Genomic DNA, 18,202 nt, shown 5'->3' with positions numbered 1-18,202 from the left:
GTGGTCTTTTTTGGTAGAACATGGTTCGACAATAAAATCGACATGTTTCACTTCTCCGGACATAGGATAATGAAAATCGAAAAACGAAAGGGGAGATGTTTGATGTATTACCATGTCTCTATGGATACATCTCGCATCGTAGAAGAATTCACCCCTCGTATTCCGAATGAACAAAGTCGTATAGCAGGTGAAGACAGAAATATAGCACGTATTTGTGTCGCCAGAAGTATTGAAGATTGTTTGACCGGATTCCCAGAAGGAGGATATCAACTTCAAGGGAGTCTTCCCGTTCTGATACGGGTCTATGAGTTTGATGCGGAGACGATTGCACCGGAGAATGTGGTGAGAGCTCCTGAATTATTTTTAAAGCAATTGGTGCCGGACGCTTGGGTGACAGGAGAGAATTGGGTCTTGAATCAGTCCATAAAGCCGTCAAGGTCATATTTGATAGAAATCAAGGAAGTCGTCATAGTGGATGCTCCCTACATCACCATCGAGATGTTAGAGGATGCATTGGAAGAGGGGGAAAGCATTGGGGAACTAATGCTCAACCTTGACAAAAGGAGTTCAGCAACGGTAGCGAGAGTAGAAAGCCTACGATACAAGAGATTACCTAGCTAAGCCGCCCACGGGCGGCTTTTATATGTTTCACTTTCCAACGACATTGAAGAATGAGTTTCACCATTTATACATAGAATAAGAGACTAACCATTGTTGGTATAGTCTTACTATTTACTTTAGAGGAGGAATCGTATGATGCAACATGTTAAAGGATTAGAAGCTGTGGTCAAGGAAATCAATGAAAACTTTGAGGTTGCGGATTGGTATGAATTCGGGAAGCTCGATGTCCAGTACATGTCTCAAAATGCATTGTTTCTTGCAGGATTAAAATATGGAAACTATGAAGTGGACTTTACGGTCAATGGGGATTGCCGCTTTGAGCATGATGGCGAAACCTATCAGACGGATAAAGATTTGACGGAAAAAGTCGAGAACTTGATGCGTATTGGAAAGATTGAATACATCAACAACAACTGGTTCGAGCTTTTCTTTAATGGAGGCGAGAGCTATGAAGTATGCGATGAGTTCTATGGATTACCATCCGTACTGCATATGAAACAGTATTTAGTGAGTCATATCGCACAGCAGATGCGCGATTCAGGCGACCTACAGAACGCATCAGAGTTGGAGGGGTTCCGCTTCATCGGTGGCAGGTTGAAGCCTACTTTCCACGGAAATTTGAATCAAGGTTTTGATGTTGTCAAAAAAGCATTGAAAAAAGCAAATTTGGAGTCTGAGGTCGTGTTTATCGAGAAAGAAATTCTTGAAGGCAATATGATTGGTTACTTTGTGGGTGCCATGTATTACTCAAAGAACGATGAAGCGATTGCATTGATTGAAGATTCATTCGTTGGTTGGTTATGCGACTAAACGTTGTCGTGAAAAGAGAGGTGACACTCTCTTTTTTATTTTTCCATGTGATGCATACCATATAAAAAGGACAAGCTATGGTGTGTCAGAAGACACTCATTTCACTAAGGAGGAATTAATCATGCATTTGATTGAACAGCTACAATGTCGAACAGAAAATACGTATAAGCCTTTTGAATATACGGCACTTCATCTTGGTATGCATGACGAATGTATCGCCAATCTGGAGTACGGAAAATTCGCCATCTATTGGGACGTCTATTTGGATGGGCAAATCACATCGATACACAATCCTACGAATATGGAGCATGTAGATATTTTAAAGGATAAAGAACTAGTCAAACTGATTCGAGAGACTGAAAAAAACGGTCAGGAGCTAGGCGGAATCTATAACTGGGTTCAGAAGCCGATGATATCTCCTGTATTCTGCAACAATGAAGGTGATTACTCTTCTTCATCTCAACATTGGAGACCGGACTATCTACGCTCAGCATTTTGGTGCAAGATACAATCTATCAAGATGATGAAAGATGCATTTGCAACATTGCCACTTTATCAGAAGGACAGACTCACAGAAGATGACCTTCGATTCATCGAAGCGTTGAAGTGTATCCATGGTGTATCTATCTTGCTGAACGACGAGGTGATGTCGAATGATTCGAACAAAGAAGCATTCAAAGAAGAACTGGCTCGAAAAGTTTTTTTAAAAGACGGCATCTTCGACTCATTGAAATATATCGATTGTGAGATTTCGGACGGGGTGTGCAATGTGATATGGGAGGCGACGACTGAGAGTACATCCAACAAGGTAGAAGAATGGATTCTCTCAGATTACAAGCGAGCCGGTGATACGTTTTGAATAAGTATCCTGTACACTTTTCGGAGAGATACGAGACTGGAAAATATGCAATTGAGTATATGACCTGTGTGGATGACAAGGCTTTGGCTGAGTTGAACGTCGGAGAGACAAAGATAAAACTCATCGCAAGGGGGAAAGGTGAAATCAAGTATAGGGGACGCCTGTATTCGAATGAGGAAGAGTTGACTGACGATATGAGAAGACATATCGCAGACGGTTCAGATGATGTGGAAATCATTCGTCTCACCAAGTTCTATTTTGTTTATCAGGGCATGGAACAGCGAAACAACTTGATATACTACTTTTCAGACCTGCTCCCCCCAAAGGAGAAAATGGAGAGTGTACTCGTGATGTTGATGCGTAGTTGGGTGAGCACGCTCATGTCGGAGGGGCTTACTGGAGAGAAGGAACTCGAATTCATGGAAGCTCCTTGTCGGTATTGCATCGTTAGAGGCATGAATGCTCGTTTAGAGCCTGACCTAGTGGTGGAACATCTTCTATTGAAATTTGTGGAGAACGAGGAAACATTCATGTTTACGGACGATTTCTTCATCGGTTCGGAAGAAGACATTCATGGAGTCCGATGGCTGACGATTGCTTTCACAAGTTCAAACAGCAATGTTCAAAATATAGTTCGAAGAGCAACAATTGAATATGGAAAGGAAATGATTTAGAGGAGAGGAGGTTCGCTCCTCTTTTTATTTTGACTATATTCAAAATTAGTGAGATACTAAAAGAAAAAAGAGGTGGTACGGATGGTATTTGAGGTGTCAAAAGATGTTCATCCTTTGATTGATAAGTTGGGGGCGGAGCTATACCTTCAACAATGGGTGTCAGAACGGACGGAACTTTTTGAGGATGTGTCGAGTATCGAACTATCTTTCAATGAAAATCCTAGCAAGATGAAGCTTGTAGTGGAAGGGGAACGTGCTGAAGAGATTGGAACGGAACTCCTATCGATTCTGCCAGTTTCCATTCTATTGCCGTTCTAAATGGGAGAGCTATATGAGAAACAAGAAAAGACGGTATAAGCACCGTCTTTTTTTTTATTTACGCATCTCTTTTAGCACGGGGTAGGTTCGTCTCATCGAATATTTATCATGAATCCCTAGTTGCTTGGAGAGTTCATCCTCTACTCCACCTTTGGACACGGATTCCTTCACAAATGTATTTCGAAGCAATTGAGGAGTCAATGGCGTTTTTAGGTGGAGGAAGCCCTCGTAGCGTTGAAAGATGTAATGGATAGTCCGGCGGTTCAGTCGCTTATTCCGCATCGACACGAACAATGCGTCGTGGTGCCACCCCATCAAAATCTTCCGCTCACCACGTAATTCAAGATAACGTCTGATGATGACGTCAGGAATCGATTGGAGTGACAGATAAATAGGGTCTTCATCTTCCCTAAGGATGCGTACTTGTCTGTTTTCCATCGAGATGTCTTTGAGGTTTAACGCCAAGAGTTCCCCTGTCTTTATACCATTCTTTATAAAGAGAAGAGCCATAAATTGATTTCGAACCTTCTGAAATTCATCTTCACTGTGTACTTCCATCGAATCAAGGAGAGCACTTTGAAGGGATTTGCTTAGAAACGGCAATTCTTTATCTGGTGTCTTCCCAATCTCGATGCCGTAAGTGATATCCGTCTTTATTAACTTCTTCTCGATGAAAAGGAATCGGGAAAAAGAACGGATGGAAGAAAGCTTTCGACGCTGACTCTTCTCGGAGTTTTTGAATCGTTGATGGACTTCTTTCCCATTTAGCCGTTGGTATACCTTTTCGTGCTCAGAAAGAAAAGAAAATAAGAAATCTTCTACATCTTGAGAGGACAATTCTTCAAAGACAATGGATGAATCGCCTGTTTCTTTACGTTTCTCTTCTAAATAGTCAACGAACAAGCCAATGTCCTTAATATATTCCAGGACAGTTTGCGGCTTTTTGGTTTCGGACAACCAGAATGCATATTCGCTGATGACAGGTGGCAGTGATTGAAGCCGAGTACGAGTGCGATGGGTGACGGTCAGACGTTCCACTTTTTCCATGCTGTTCACCATCCTTTGCTCAATTATACCAAATAGTTTGTTTTTTCAGAAGTCTTTTGTCAAATTAAATTGACAAATCAACCGTATTGGCACATAATAGAATTATCAAGAAGGGGCAATGCCAACTCGATGACAACTTAGAGGAACTTCACCAAGACGAAGCGGCAAACCTTTCTTGAATGACCCCGAAATAATATGACGTGATTCGATATAAACAATAGTAGATGAAAGGTGTGAGTGATGATGGAGATGTTAATAGTCGGAGGTGTCGTCGTTGCCGTGATTCTAGGGCTCGTGAAGAACGTTTTTGGATTTGTGATAGATAAACTTACCCCTCTTGCAATTCTTGGTGCTGTCTTTCTCATATTTGGTTTCTTGTATGGGGGAGCAGATATGATTTTCAATCCGACAGAGTCGGAGTGGACATCCTTGATAGATGTCTTGTTCGGGGATGGTTCAGGTGAGCGGGTCGTCGATGGATTCTTGCAAATCGTGAGAGGTTCTTACGAGATTATAGTCCGGGATTAAGGGGGAGCTTTCGCTCCTCTTATTTTTTTCGTTTTTTTTCAAAAACATTATATTTTTATTTGACTATAGTCAAAATAGATACTATACTAAGGTTAGAAAGTTCCTCCTGGTTAATCGAGGGACGACAAAATCATATCAAGCACGGTTGGTGAAAGATATGACTTTGGTCAAAATACGGATGTTTGATATCTCCCCGATAACACGTCCATGAAACCTGCTATACCCGCTCCATTTAAAAAGGAGCCTAAGAAGCGGCTGGTCCCCGCTTCTTTCTTTTATACAACAACGTCGATAAGATAAAGGGGTTTGAACAGATATGCGAAAAAAGAATGGTCAAAAAGATACGAATAAGAATGGAAAAAAAACAGGGAAGTTGAAGGGGCTAATCGGTCGCTTCAAGAAAAAGAAGCCTACAGGCGTCAGAGGCAAAAGTAAAAAGTCATCAAAGGGACGTTGGATTCAAATCATTGGGTTCATGTTGCCGGTGTTGCTTATTTTCGGGAACGAACTCTATAAAATGGAGAACAAGCCGGATGAGATTACCTATAACGAGTTTATGGCTCAAGTAAAGGAAGAAAAGGTTGAAAAGGCAAGCATCAATAAAGGGAAGGGTATTGTCGTCTACAAAACCACAAAGGGTGATTATCACGAGACGACCTATCCTGATTACGATACATTCACAAAAGAAATGTTGGAACAAGGTGTAGATGTTTCATTCAAACATTCGTTGACCATGTCAACCTTCATGACGATTGCATTCCCATTTATCTTCATTCTCGCTATCTATCTACAAATGCGTGGTATGAAAGGGAAGAATACGGCGAAAAAAGTAGGAGATGATATTGAAACACCGGATGTGACGTTCGAGGACGTGGCGGGATATGCAGAAGTGAAAGATTCTGTTCGAAATCTAGTCTCATTCTTGAAAGAACCGGACAAATACCTTGATAGTGGTGCACGTATGCCGAAAGGGATGATTCTTTATGGAGACCCTGGGACAGGTAAGACGTTGATGGCTAAAGCCATTGCAGGAGAAGCGGGAGTACCTTTCTATTCGACAAATGGTAGTGACTTCATTGAGTTGTACGTTGGGATGGGGGCACGCCGTATCCGAAAAGCTTTCGAGGAAGCACGAGACAACGCTCCATGTATCTTGTTTATCGATGAAATCGATGCCATCGGAGGAAAGCGAAATAACTCACGTACAGATTCGGAAGATACGAAGGCGCTGAACGCTTTGCTTTCACAGATGGATGGGTTTGACGAGGAAGATGGAGTCTTGGTCATCGCCACGACAAACCGACTTGATGTTCTAGACCCTGCGTTGATTCGTCCAGGACGTTTCGATATGCATGTGAAGGTTCCGGTTCCTCAGACACCAGAGGAGCGATTAGAAATCATCCATGTCCATACTAAAAACAAAACCTTCGCTGAAGATGTTGATTTCAAGGCGTTGTCAAAACAATGGATTGGATTCAGTGGGGCAGATATCGAGAGTATCATCAACTCTGCAACCATCATCGCTGTTGACAATGGAAAAGACAAGGTCGATATGGCTTCGTTGAACGAAGCGTTTGACCGGAAAGTCTTGAAGGGGCATTTCAAGAAGGATGCACAAAAGAATCGTAGTAAGGATGTCTTGAATCTGGTTGCTTATCACGAGGCAGGACATGCAGTCCTTGGGAAATTGCTTGAGACAGGAAATTCCGTTAGTCGAGTAACAATTCTCCCTTCCACGACGGGAGCGGGTGGGGTCACATTCTTCTCTCCGAACAAGATGGGTCTTCATACGATTCAAGAGTTGGAGAACGAAGTCAAGGTATTATACGCAGGACGGGTAGCCGAACTCTTGCTATATGGAGACCAAAAACGTGTGACGACTGGTGCAAGTGCGGACATCGAACAGGCAACGGCTAAGATTAAACAAATGATTTCAGCTTACGGTATGACGCAAGGGGTAGGGATGGTCAACCTAGAGGAGTTAGGAGTGGATAAGGATATCCTTATGAAAGAGGCACTTCTATTGTCTACCCGATTATACCGAGAAACAGAGCATTTGATGAGAGGTCACTGGAATACAGTTGTCTGCGTTGCAGAGGCATTACTGGAACGTGAGACAATTTCAGAAGACGAACTGGATGAGTTGATGAAAGCTTCTAAAGCTTCCTCAAATGATTTAGAGCTACCGGATGAGCTGTCTCGTGAATTGGTAGATTTAGGGGCAATTTCCTAAGTAATGAGACTAAGGCGAAGGGTGTGCAGGATTCTTGCACACCTTTTTCTTTCTTGTGGTGGGATTCGAGCGGCGATAGTAGTTTAAACTCTAAACAATTTATTAAAGCAACATTATTGACGAGGACAGAATAGTCATTAAAATTGTATGGGATTGATAAAGGGTGAGTTTTGAAGGCGGTATGAGCTATGAATCATTATCCGCTCCATGCATAACATAAGGCATCAACTATAAACGAGGTGAGCAATCATGAACGACCAACTTCATGTGGTCTCCAACTCAATTATGGATGCTTTGTTTCATGCTCATCGAGTGGAGCATCATGAAACCATCCAACACACGCTACGTTGTGTTCAATTGATTGGAGACTTCGGCTCTTATTTAGAGTTAAACGATGAGGACATCGATATTTTAAAGCAAGGGGCGCTGTTTCACGATATCGGTAAGTTTTACGTGCCTGCAGATACGCTATATGCGGAAAGACCATTGACTGATGATGAGTTCACATTGGTGAAGAGACATCCTGTGTTGGGAAATCTGGAGGGAATCAACCCTATCGTCCGTGCGATGAAAGAACAGCACCATGAACATCTGGACGGGAGTGGTTATCCAAGCCGGTTGTTGGGACATCAAATCCATCCCTTTGCCCAAATTTTGACGATTGTCGATGTGTACGACGCACTACAGAGCGTAAGAAGCTACAAAGTTGCTTGGACAGAAGAAGAGATTTTTGAAGAGATGTCTCGCTACCGAGGTCTTCGTTACAACAGCATTTATCTAGACAGTTTCTTTGATTTTATCGAGGAGAAAAAACGAAAGAGACCTTAAATGGTCTCTTTTTTGATGTGGAAATCCGAAAGCGTCATGAAGTGGGTCTCTATCCAACCAGGTGAAGACGTCGATTCTTGAACGTTATGTATTCTAGTGGAGATGGGGGAGGTTGTCTCGATGTGCCGTAAGACCTTCGTTCGATATCCGCCTGTTCGACAATGAAGCGATTCATCGATTTCTTCATAAATAATCAACGTAATGTCCGTGTCCCTTGATTCTTGAATGAAATACTGTTCCCATTCCATGGCGGAAATCAAATAATAGAACAACTCACATTCAACATTCTGAAGGGAGTATGCTTGTCCCGAAAGCGTTCGAATCTTCATTTCATAGAAACCTCGAAGGGCATCGTGCCATTCGCTTTCAAGTCTACTGGGAATCGTGAAGTGCGGTGGCTTCATATCTATTCCCTCATGAACAAATCCCACGGGCTCTCCGTCGAAATATATGGTGGCTGATAAGAGGCGCTCTCCAATATTCTTTGAACACATGGACAACTCTCTGAACTCGAACCCATAAACACTGGGCACGGATACTCCCCCTTTTTCCTATTTCCAATTTTTCTAGTATCAGTATAATTGTTTTAACTCCCTCACGTAAATAATAAGATAATATTGTTCAAAAAAGGAAATAAGGGAGGGAGAGGATTTGACATTAACATTCATCGGGGTCGTATCGATTGCTTTCATCTTCGGGGTGATGCTATATGGCGCCTTGAAACCGCTCAAAGTGTTCAAGTACCGATTGTTCTACAGTGTCGTATTTGGCTTTCTTTTTGTGAACCCTATCGGGGGATTGGTAGAAAAGTGGGGGGAACAGAATCAGTATCGGCTTGAAGAGGAGGTCAAGAAAGTCTTCATTCAGCAAAAAGATGAGGACTTGATTTCAAGAATCATAAGTGAAGACAAGGGAGTGCGTATCTCCTATTCGACAAATGACGAAGACATCTTCGTGAAAAACAACAATATGCGTGAGATTGATATGGTTGGAAAGGAAACGACATCATATCTATCGATTTACAAGCGATACAATCCCACTAAGTACCCGTATCTCGTCCCGTTCATAAAGAATGATGAGTATTATGTGTTTTATCGAAGTAAGTCATAAGTGAAACGAATATTTTAGAGAATCATGACTATCATAGATGAGACGAATAAAAACAGGAAAGCATTGCTTTTGATAGAAGGAGTAGATTGACATGAGTGAATTGGCTAAATTAGTGATTGCGAAAGGTCTTGCAGAGCGTAAGACGAAATAACGAACAAGACCCCATAAAGGGTCTTTTTTTATGGACAAATTCACATTCGACAAGAAGTCGGGTATCCTTAAAGAAAGAAAATATGGAAAGGGAGTGTTCTGATGTCAACAGGAAGCCCAGAACCTTATATATTGAACATCAATGGGGCTCGGTTGGATATTCGTCCCTATTTCTTTGTGGCGTTGTCTAGTGATGTGCGGAGCCGAAAGTACATTCAGGATAAATACAACAAGCATAAATGGACGTATTTCTCTCGTTATCAAAAGAGTGTCTATAAAGACCACCCACTACTTAACTGCTATCCTTATGAGGTAGAGAAATCCATACGCATGGTGATTGGAATATTTGAAGAGAGTGAAGAAACCGGTAAAGATGATGTGTTGATGTCTATCATCAAGTTCGCCTTCAATGACCTCTATCGTTTCATCGAGAGAAATAAAGGATTTGACGAGGAGACCTATAAGAATCGATACAGAAACCGCACGAAGGCAGATATGATGAATGCGCATATCTATATCCACTCCATGTATGTCGCCATGTTCATTTGTTTTAAAAAGAAGGCAAATATGGGGATTGATATGGATACAGCGTTAGCGATGATAGGGATGAACGATACACCGAACACGCCGGATGAACGAGTGCGAATGTGGAACGAAAACGAAAATTTCGTTCAAGAAAAGGTCGAAATCCTAAAGGAACAACATTATCTTGATTCATTTAAACCAGGAACATCTATTTGGGAAATGTACGCTCAAGAACGAAAAACAGTCGAAGAAGCTCTAAGTAAGAACCCGGATGCGACCAGTGACTTTTCCGAGCAGGTCAAATTACGGGTGCACAATATGATTTTCTATGGAGACGTGCTTGAAGCCGTAGGGATTGACCCGATTGAGCTTCAGATGAAACCTGTGAGCGAAGTAGAGATGCGGAATGTTCTTGTCGAATTCACCCGAATGGTGGATGAATACCCGGACTGTGGTCTCAACTTCAATCAGGCATTTCCGGCTATCTACTATATTAGGCAATTGGCTCAAATGTACAATCACTTGAAGTATGAGTTACTGGATACTTCAGAGGAAGAAAAGTTTGTTGTAGTCCTGGACAAACAGCGAGCGATACAGCACAAAGAGTCTGAGTTGAAACGTTTAGAAGAGAAACTTCATAAACGAGAAGAGTTGTTAAAACAGAAGTTGATTGCCGCAGAAGAACAGGTCAAAGAATTGACCCGTCAGAACAAGGTGCTCGAAGCTCAACTCAGTGAACTGAAACCTCTTCAAAAAGAGGTCGCCGGTATTCGAACGATGCTGTATCAGAATGAGCAGACATCTAGATACAAAGAGGTGCCGATTGTAGAAAAACGTGAACAAATTCGGGACGACCGTGTCGTGTTCTTTGGGGGACACCCGAACTGGATACAAAAAATGAAGGAAGAGTTCCCGAACTCCCGCTTCATCGATGTGGATGATATAAACCGAAAACTCTCATTCATCGCAAGCTTTGATATTGTCTGTATCAATGCGGACTATTTCAATCATGGTTTCTATGAGAAATTGATGAGAGAAGTCGCCAAGCATTCCATCAAACTGGTTTACCTACAAGGCTCGACCAATCCGGAAAGGGTCGTTGAGACAATATATGAACGAATCAAAGAATAGGATTTCCTATTCTTTTTTTTTGCCTAATAATTTGACAATAGTCAAAAACGTGGTATGATTAAAATACAAATTTGTCTGAAGTTTCAGTATACACAAATGGAGGCGATTGCATTGAATTGGTATATAGAATTGTTAATTTCTTTAGCGTTGTGGTTGGCGTTATTTCCGCTAATCGAACGGGTCATCAAATCGCATGGGAAGAAGGAGGTCTTGACGAAGGATGGATACGCCATCACATTGGATGAATACTTCAAAAAACTAGCAATCGGACGAAGCGATGTTCGTGACAATTTATTCACTAGTGAATTTGCACTCACCTTCCTACTCATTCCTGTTTTTCTATTAGGGTATGCCGTCGTGGTGTTACTCGACGGTCTCTTTAATATTGGGTATCTCAGCACTCTGTATTCGTTCGGGGTGATGCTATGGGTATATGTAACAGACTATAAGCAGGTAAAGAAAAATATAGAAAGAGAGACTCGTAAGGTGTCCAATATCCGCTTGACGGTATGCACGGACAATGGAAGTCCTATCAAGTATATACCGAGTCCCTTAGATTACGAATATGCTCTTTCAGAACTAGATACCGCTCAGCACAAGTTGAAGAAACTGCATGACAAGCTTGAAATGAGTGAGCTTCGCCTTCAAAAGGAATATGATTTGGGTGATTTAGATAGTGCCCAGAAAGAGAAACAGAAAATTAAGTTCTTAAAGGAGCAAATTATCAGCAGAACCCATGACGTCATTATGGCGAATAAAGAAGTCGAATTGGAATTATCCGATGAGATGCCGGAACGTTTCGCACATATCTTGTCTAGAAAACAGAATGGTGAGCAACTTATTCCAAAAACCGTCGTGCCTCATCACATCCGTGTCTTGCAGAACATCGCCGAAGACACGACGTTACCGCAAGAGATGCGAGAAGAAGCGAAAGAGACACTCGATAATGTGATGAGCGAGGATTTGAAGCGCCAGGAGGACGAGCGCTTGAACGATGTGCGTGTCGAGTTGGAGCTTGCCAAGAAACTGATTAAATAAATCATGAGTGGAAAGGGAGAGGTTATATGCTAGGACTATTAGGGGAGACGTTGGATGAATACTTTTATGGCGTAGTTTTCGGGGGACTATTCATATCTTACTGTGCCTTCTTTGTATTTCTCATCCCTACTTATGTAAAAAAATATGTGACAGAACAAGGTTTTTCTCTCAATTATGTTGAAGTCTCGGCACTCTCGGATGTAGGAGGTGAGGTTCATGAAGAAGTAGCCGCATTCTTGATGATTCCTCTACTTCCATTCATCTTCTCTTCGGTTGTGGGGCTATCGGTGCAAGAATCGATGGGGATTGAGAATTTTTCGGTTTGTATGCATTTCTTTTCAAATTTAATTACCATCATTATCGTTTATTTGGTGAGCAATGGTCACCGAAATTGGGTTGAACAACAAGCCAAAGAAATCACACTTATCACACCCGAGGATTATCAACATTTCGGTCGATTCATAAAAGTAAAAAGAATCAAGACGATAGACATTCGCATTGATTTATACGAAAAAGCTTCAAGTCGATTTCTCAAAAAGAAGCAAAAAGTCGAAAAAGTCAAGAATATCCTTATGGACATGGATATCGAAAAAGACTGTGAGAAAATTGAAGAATTGACCAAAAAGCTAGTGAAGGCTGAGAAAAAACTTTTAGAGTCGGAGAAATCTTTAAAATTCTACCGACGCAAGTTGAAATCATCATTCACCGACAAGATGCCAGAGGAATTGGCACACATCTTCAAGCGAAGCAATAAGTGTACTTGCAGAGTATGTGCTTAATAAGAATAAAGAAATATGATGTTGAAGGGGGAAAATAAATGCTTGAATGGGTGCCGAATACGATAATGAATGAGGTTGCCATAAAGGTTGCCATTTGTGGGTTTCTCATGACTCTAATGAATACCGTAGTCATGTACTCGATGACGTACTCACTGAAAAAATATCGGACATGGCAGGGATTCGAATTGTCCTACGATGACGTGAAGCGATTTACAAATGCCAATACGTCTAGATTGGATTTGTTGCAACCGTTTTTTGCTTTAACAGTGCATAGCATTCTACTCCCATCCGCCGTCGTGTTGTACACCGTATTCATGCAATTCGATAGTGTTCCTCTCACCGTTATCATAGTTGGATTTATCCATCTTCTGATTGTAAACGGTACATGTAGGGAGACCCGAGATTACCAAAAAAATATTGAAGAGATGGCAGAAGTTTTGACTTTCGTCACACCGAAGGAATATCAAGTCTTCGGGCGCTTCGTGAAGCCGGATAGCGTCTTGTATTTGAAAGAAAAATTGAAAGAAGTTCAGGATGCTCATTTGTTATATCGTGAATATCAAACGAAGCTTCAAGGACCAAATCGGTCAAGGCTCATGCTTCAAGAGCTTTATGAGGTTGAAAGCAAATTTCAAAAGGTGGAGCAAGCGTTCATTGAAGCTCAAAATGAATTGCGAAATTCCCTGACGGACAGCATACCAAGTTTGACCGCTTCGATTCTCAAGCAAAAAGTGTGTAAGGAATGTTTCGACGCTTCTAGCCAAGACGACACGCTAACGATGGATGGAGAAGTAGAAACTCCACCCCCGCCGCACTTTGTGACGGTTCTTACGCAAATTCATGAGAATGAGGACGTGCCGGCAGAACTGCGAGAAGAAGCTGAGGCATATCTTGATGCTTGGAAAAAGTCATTAGATGAGAAAGAACGACAACGATTCATAAATGACGTCAAAACAGACCTTTCTGTTGCAAGACAGGAGTTAAACCAAAAAGGCATATCACTTTAATGAATGATGCGCCTGTTGTTATCTTGGCAATCCTATCGCATAGGATAGAGTATCACATGAATCAGGGATTCCGTGAATAATGATGAAAAAGGGGCGGTCTTATGTTGGACACATGGTTGCACGAGAAGACAGCAATTACTGGATTGAGCGCAGATGAATTTGAGAAGAAGGTGCGATTGCTTTCGGATGAGCAAGAATATGGTCACGAGTGCAAAATCGAATTCAATGCAGACACAGGGGCGTATGGCATCGAGTTGCCATACCGAGACAGTGCGAACTATCGGATTGATACTGCCCTGTTCCTCGACATAGAAGGAACGGTTTGGGTTGCGGAGCCAGAATGGAACGAAGACGAAGATGAAGAACAAGTCTATTTCTGGCAGTCTATCTACGCCGCATTCGATACGGAGATGCCTGTCAGTCCGTCTGAAGGCTGATGTTGTGAGAGGCGAAGATTCGCCTCTCTTTTTTAACAATTGAACAGGAAATAGGAGATGGTCATATGAAGAAGGATTTGTTTGGAAATCGAATGAAGGGTTACGAGAACGCCTTTCGTCATCACCTTCCGGAGCGGATGCCGGTCATCATCCGGATTGATGGTTCGCATTTTCATACGTACACGAAAGGGTTGGAGAAGCCGTTCGATGATAAGCTCATCCATGCTTTTTGGGAGACGTGCAAGTACCTGGTGAAGCATATCGGTGGCGCAAAGCTTGCGTATCACCAGTCAGACGAAATCAGCATTCTCGTCACGAATTATGACAAGGTCGGGACGCAGAGTTGGTTTGCCAACAACCTGCAGAAGTTGGTGTCGGTCAGTGCGTCATTGGCTACGGCTAAATTCAATGAAGAGATGCGAAAGGTCTATCCCGACAAGGAGTTGGCAACATTCGATGCACGTGCCTATGTCGTCCCGAAAGAAGATGTGAATAACTACTTCCTTTGGAGAGAACGTGATGCGATGAAGAACAGCGTCTCGATGTTGGCGCAACAACATTTCTCGCACTCATCCCTGCAAGGATTGAATGGGAAAGAGATGCAAGAAAGACTCTTGAATGAGAAAGGTGTCTCCTATTCGGCATTGCCGATGCATTACCAACGGGGAGCTGTCATCAAGAAAGAATCCTATCCGGACACGATTGAGAATGAGCGAATCGGGAAGATGGAGGTCATCAGAAACCGTTGGGCAGTCGATAACAATATCCCTGTATTCAGTGAGGATACCAACTATATCGAACAATTCGTTTATTTGGAGCACGCTGAAAGAGAAACGGCGAGTTTAGACTAATGAGAGGCGCATTGTATGAGAGGTTCACTTACGTGAGCCTCTTTCTGTTCAGATAAAATACGTGTTTGAAGGTGTAATAAGTTCACATGATGGGAAATACTATAATTGTAAGAGTCTTAACTTATACAAAAGCCAATTTGTATAATTTTAGTTGACTCGGGTTGTGTTATCTGATATGATTTCATTTAGACTTAGTTAAGTCACAAGGTGATTGGGCACCTGATAATTAACCTGAAACTCATCCCGGACTACGGGTGCCGGGTCGTTGGCAGGCAACATAAAAACCCGCATGATAGCTCATAAAAACGTCCTTTGCGCACAGTATCTAGACTTGCCTATCTTTGATGTAACAATTGAAGAGGACGTGGTTGGGCGGGCAACTAAACAACCTGAAATTCTTCCTAGAGTGATTTTGGTGCTAGGTCGTTGGCAGGCAACATAAAAACCCAAAAACTGACGGAGATGGTTGAGAAGTTCTTAACTGTCTTCGTCTTTTCTGTATACACTAATGAGCACAGGAGAATGCGGATGACACAGTACAGCTCGAATCGTAAAAACCACAGCAATCAAGAAGCAATGGAAGCCATCAACAAAGGCTTTGCCGCCTATCAAGAAATCGTGAACATTGAACTCCATTATGTCTATGTCAATGAATCAAGTCAATACGAAGAACTCGTCATCAAAGCTAGGGGTAATAATTACATGCACCTGTGCGGGGTCGAATACCGTCCAAACGGGAAGGGAAGGTACAACGCCAAGCGGTTTTATGACTCGCTAAAAAAGAAAAACATGTCTGCTAAATGGCTTGAGAAAACAAGTGCGGAGACTGATTTAAAGCTTTCGGTTCTTCCGGAACTGAAGTGTCTGAAGGACTGTAGTAAAATCAGGGTCATCGAGAAATCCATTCGATTGGATAGAGTTGAATTTCCCAAGGCGATTCGCACGAGACGACAGGTCTTCGCATTGGGGTTCCAAAATCCAGGTAGAGAGTACCGATATGTCCCGATGTCTCTCTTGTCCCTAAAAACGAAAGCCAATTTCTCAAAAGGCTGTCAGGTTCATTGTGTGTATTCCGTCGAGCAAGAGACCGGAAAAGTGACCATTCATTCGAAGGATGAGGCGTTTATCAAGTATGAAAAACATCAAACATATCCATATGATAAGTCGTCAGCAAAGCGTGTCTCTCATTGAGAACACGTTTTTTTATTTTCATTCTTGCTGAATAAGGCGTCTTTCACCGGTATAACATGGACATGAACTATCAAAACGAAGGCGGCACGAATATGTGCGACATTCTAGGAGGAATCACATATGATGAGAAAACATGAAAAGATAATGAATGAATTTAAGGCGGAACTGCGGATGACAGGGCGTTTTTATTGCACGAACAAATCCTTGTGGGAACAACTCTATCAGGAGATGAAGTCAGAACTCCCCTCACTACATAGGGTCGAAGGAAAAGGATTTTTCTCGCTAAAGGTCGAAACTACGGCTGATATGCGCATGGTTGGCTAATACAGATTAGAGAGTAGGGATATTGATGAAATGGCTTATTCAGGAGTTCTTGAACCATAATGCAAGCGTCGAAACGATGATGGAAGGGCTTGAGTCTGAAGGACGTGATTTCTTGTTTGTACGGCTCAATAAGGATGACTCCATAACTGTATTAGACAAGAAATCCCGTGTTCCACTTGACGATGGAGAAGAAATATTCAATGCATTCATTGAGAGCGGATGTGTAATTGGATACGGTTCGAAACGATTTGATGCCACGTTGCGGCGCATGAACGTTCATCCCGGGTCATTCATGAACGAGCGATTCGAGATGTCGTACATCCGTGAGCGGGTAGGGGATGAACTGCTGAACCCCGAGTTCCTCGTCGGAGAGCTCCAGGACTTGAATCCGGAATGGGAGACGTTCTTCATCCGACCGACTGGTGGAACGAAATTGTTCGGTGGGATGGTCGTCTCACGGAGTGATTTTCAAGAGTGGCAAGATAGAGAAAATCACACGGGAAGTAATTACAGAGGACAAACGCTGATGATGGCACCATTGAAGGATATCGAGGCTGAATATCGCTTCTTTGTGGTCGATGGGAAAGTCGTGACCGGTTCAAGTTATCGGGTAGCAGGAAAGCTCGATATCACACACGTACCTCCAGTAGAGGTTGCTCGTCACGCCCAAGCGATGGTGGACAAGTTTCAAATTGCTCAGGCGTTCGTGATTGATATCGCAGAGACGAATGAAGGCATGAAGATAGTTGAGTACAATTGTTTCAACACTGCCGGTCTATATCGTTGTGCTCCTCGGGATATCATCCGGACTGTCGAGCGGATGACTGTTTGATTCCATGCCAAATCATCAATCGGATGGCAAGAAAAGACCCCAAGATGGGTCTTTTTGTTTTCTCTTGTCAATCATCTTTAGGATTCCTTCTTTCTCCTATTTTTCACCCCTCTAACACCTATTCCTGTTCGATTTGCTTCTTCCTCTTTTTCCTCCAAATTCGCCTTTCAATCACACCGCATAATATGTCGAGATATGGCAACAAAACCTATACAGTGAAATATTATGGCATAAATCCAAGAATTTAATTCTTGAATATTTATATAAAAAATAAGTGACTATAAGGTAATTATATTTTGCGCCCTCAGATGCATCGAAAAACGAATAATCGACCACCTACCCGTCTCGATGCAACAGATGGAGGGGTTAAATCGTGATTCTAATGTATCAATTGTAGTAATTTTGTTACATGAGTTCATTTTTAATAGAATGGTTAGAAACCGACTTAAACGTTGATAGAGCAACGTTTTTTAGACTTTTATTGAATACAGTGATAATCTGTTGATGTAACGTATTGAGAACGTTTGTTACATTAAAATGATGAAAATAGAGACGAAAAGTCGTAAAAAGGAGAGGGTTTTATGTCGAATCAGGCGTTGGAAAAAGAGAATCAAAAGAAAATGGTCGAACTCGTGGATGCTTTCTTAAAAAACAAGGAGATGTACGAGCTAGAATTGGGCGGTACAGGAATCAGCCCATATCAATTGAAAAAGTACTTAACTGAACGTGGGTATCGGGAGACGAGCTTCGAGACGAACGGGTGGGAATGGGACTTCGTTATCATGATGGAGAATGGTCAGGAAGAGGAATTGATGTTATCCGGTCAAGGATTCACCTTTGACCTGAAACTCGAACGAACGGAACTATAAGAAAAAAAGCCTCCTTAATGAAAAGGGGGCTTGTTTAATG

Annotated in this window: 21 protein-coding genes; 19 read left to right on the top strand and 2 right to left on the bottom strand. The window is 42.2% G+C overall.

Features of this window, described 5'->3' with window-relative positions; all coding sequences use genetic code 11:
* Positions 1 to 102 precede the first annotated feature (102 nt).
* The 5 genes from KNO71_RS09205 to KNO71_RS09185 all read left to right on the top strand — a co-directional run bounded on the left by KNO71_RS09205 (position 103) and on the right by KNO71_RS09185 (position 3,282).
* Complete coding sequence (locus tag KNO71_RS09205; protein ID WP_214688162.1) at positions 103 to 621, top strand: hypothetical protein; 519 nt, start codon at positions 103 to 105, stop codon at positions 619 to 621.
* Between the two features lie 135 nt (positions 622 to 756).
* The gene (locus KNO71_RS09200; RefSeq protein ID WP_214688160.1) at positions 757 to 1,431 is read left to right on the top strand and encodes a hypothetical protein; all 675 of its coding nucleotides are present in this window, start codon (positions 757 to 759) and stop codon (positions 1,429 to 1,431) included.
* A 121-nt stretch (positions 1,432 to 1,552) separates the two neighbouring features.
* Positions 1,553 to 2,290, top strand: a complete 738-nt coding sequence (locus tag KNO71_RS09195) for a hypothetical protein (protein ID WP_214688157.1) — start codon at positions 1,553 to 1,555, stop codon at positions 2,288 to 2,290.
* Positions 2,291 to 2,373: 83 nt separating this feature from the next.
* Positions 2,374 to 2,964 (top strand): hypothetical protein, encoded by a 591-nt coding sequence (locus tag KNO71_RS09190; RefSeq protein WP_214688156.1) that lies wholly within the window; start codon positions 2,374 to 2,376, stop codon positions 2,962 to 2,964.
* Between the two features lie 81 nt (positions 2,965 to 3,045).
* Positions 3,046 to 3,282: a hypothetical protein gene (locus KNO71_RS09185; protein ID WP_214688155.1), complete on the top strand. Its 237-nt coding sequence runs from the start codon at positions 3,046 to 3,048 to the stop codon at positions 3,280 to 3,282.
* Between the two features lie 54 nt (positions 3,283 to 3,336).
* On the opposite strand, the gene KNO71_RS09180 is transcribed toward KNO71_RS09185, so the two are convergent.
* Positions 3,337 to 4,329, bottom strand: a complete 993-nt coding sequence (locus KNO71_RS09180) for a tyrosine-type recombinase/integrase (RefSeq protein WP_214688154.1) — start codon at positions 4,327 to 4,329, stop codon at positions 3,337 to 3,339.
* A 243-nt stretch (positions 4,330 to 4,572) separates the two neighbouring features.
* On the opposite strand from KNO71_RS09180, the gene KNO71_RS09175 reads away from it, so the two are divergent.
* From KNO71_RS09175 to KNO71_RS09165, 3 genes are all read left to right on the top strand, one after another.
* A complete protein-coding gene (locus KNO71_RS09175; RefSeq protein WP_214688153.1) occupies positions 4,573 to 4,857 on the top strand; it encodes a hypothetical protein in 285 nt (94 codons plus the stop codon).
* Between the two features lie 316 nt (positions 4,858 to 5,173).
* Positions 5,174 to 7,090, top strand: a complete 1,917-nt coding sequence (locus KNO71_RS09170; protein WP_214688152.1) for an ATP-dependent metallopeptidase FtsH/Yme1/Tma family protein — start codon at positions 5,174 to 5,176, stop codon at positions 7,088 to 7,090.
* Between the two features lie 249 nt (positions 7,091 to 7,339).
* Entirely contained in the window at positions 7,340 to 7,918 is a 579-nt protein-coding gene (locus KNO71_RS09165) for an HD-GYP domain-containing protein (protein WP_214688151.1), read from the top strand.
* On the opposite strand, the gene KNO71_RS09160 is transcribed toward KNO71_RS09165, so the two are convergent.
* A complete protein-coding gene (locus KNO71_RS09160; protein WP_214688149.1) occupies positions 7,915 to 8,322 on the bottom strand; it encodes a hypothetical protein in 408 nt (135 codons plus the stop codon). The two genes, KNO71_RS09165 and KNO71_RS09160, sit on opposite strands and share 4 nt — an antisense overlap.
* Before the next feature lie 247 nt (positions 8,323 to 8,569).
* Between KNO71_RS09160 and KNO71_RS09155 the strand changes: the two genes are divergently transcribed.
* The 11 genes from KNO71_RS09155 (at position 8,570) to KNO71_RS09105 (ending at position 18,162) form a co-directional block, all read left to right on the top strand.
* On the top strand, positions 8,570 to 9,028 hold the full coding sequence (locus tag KNO71_RS09155; protein WP_214688147.1) for a hypothetical protein: 459 nt from the start codon (positions 8,570 to 8,572) through the stop codon (positions 9,026 to 9,028).
* A 252-nt stretch (positions 9,029 to 9,280) separates the two neighbouring features.
* Positions 9,281 to 10,834, top strand: a complete 1,554-nt coding sequence (locus KNO71_RS09150; protein ID WP_214688144.1) for a hypothetical protein — start codon at positions 9,281 to 9,283, stop codon at positions 10,832 to 10,834.
* 111 nt (positions 10,835 to 10,945) lie between these two features.
* On the top strand, positions 10,946 to 11,872 hold the full coding sequence (locus KNO71_RS09145) for a hypothetical protein (RefSeq protein WP_214688142.1): 927 nt from the start codon (positions 10,946 to 10,948) through the stop codon (positions 11,870 to 11,872).
* Positions 11,873 to 11,898: 26 nt separating this feature from the next.
* Positions 11,899 to 12,651 carry a DUF4315 family protein gene (locus KNO71_RS09140; RefSeq protein WP_214688140.1) on the top strand — a complete coding sequence of 251 codons (753 nt, stop codon included), beginning with the start codon at positions 11,899 to 11,901 and terminating at the stop codon, positions 12,649 to 12,651.
* A gap of 38 nt (positions 12,652 to 12,689) precedes the next feature.
* Positions 12,690 to 13,658 carry a hypothetical protein gene (locus KNO71_RS09135; protein ID WP_214688138.1) on the top strand — a complete coding sequence of 323 codons (969 nt, stop codon included), beginning with the start codon at positions 12,690 to 12,692 and terminating at the stop codon, positions 13,656 to 13,658.
* A gap of 101 nt (positions 13,659 to 13,759) precedes the next feature.
* Positions 13,760 to 14,095: a hypothetical protein gene (locus KNO71_RS09130; RefSeq protein ID WP_214688128.1), complete on the top strand. Its 336-nt coding sequence runs from the start codon at positions 13,760 to 13,762 to the stop codon at positions 14,093 to 14,095.
* 65 nt (positions 14,096 to 14,160) lie between these two features.
* Complete coding sequence (locus KNO71_RS09125; protein WP_214688127.1) at positions 14,161 to 14,946, top strand: tRNA(His) guanylyltransferase Thg1 family protein; 786 nt, start codon at positions 14,161 to 14,163, stop codon at positions 14,944 to 14,946.
* Between the two features lie 528 nt (positions 14,947 to 15,474).
* On the top strand, positions 15,475 to 16,137 hold the full coding sequence (locus KNO71_RS09120; RefSeq protein ID WP_214688126.1) for a PBECR4 domain-containing protein: 663 nt from the start codon (positions 15,475 to 15,477) through the stop codon (positions 16,135 to 16,137).
* Positions 16,138 to 16,257: 120 nt separating this feature from the next.
* On the top strand, positions 16,258 to 16,461 hold the full coding sequence (locus KNO71_RS09115; protein WP_214688125.1) for a hypothetical protein: 204 nt from the start codon (positions 16,258 to 16,260) through the stop codon (positions 16,459 to 16,461).
* Between the two features lie 25 nt (positions 16,462 to 16,486).
* Entirely contained in the window at positions 16,487 to 17,293 is an 807-nt protein-coding gene (locus KNO71_RS09110; protein ID WP_214688124.1) for an ATP-grasp domain-containing protein, read from the top strand.
* Between the two features lie 581 nt (positions 17,294 to 17,874).
* On the top strand, positions 17,875 to 18,162 hold the full coding sequence (locus KNO71_RS09105) for a hypothetical protein (protein WP_214688123.1): 288 nt from the start codon (positions 17,875 to 17,877) through the stop codon (positions 18,160 to 18,162).
* Positions 18,163 to 18,202 lie beyond the last annotated feature (40 nt).

This window comes from Exiguobacterium sp. s163 (assembly GCF_018617135.1).
Lineage (GTDB): Bacteria > Bacillota > Bacilli > Exiguobacteriales > Exiguobacteriaceae > Exiguobacterium > Exiguobacterium profundum.
Note: the sequence above shows the minus strand (reverse complement) of the source record. Positions and strands in the feature narration are given on the sequence as shown.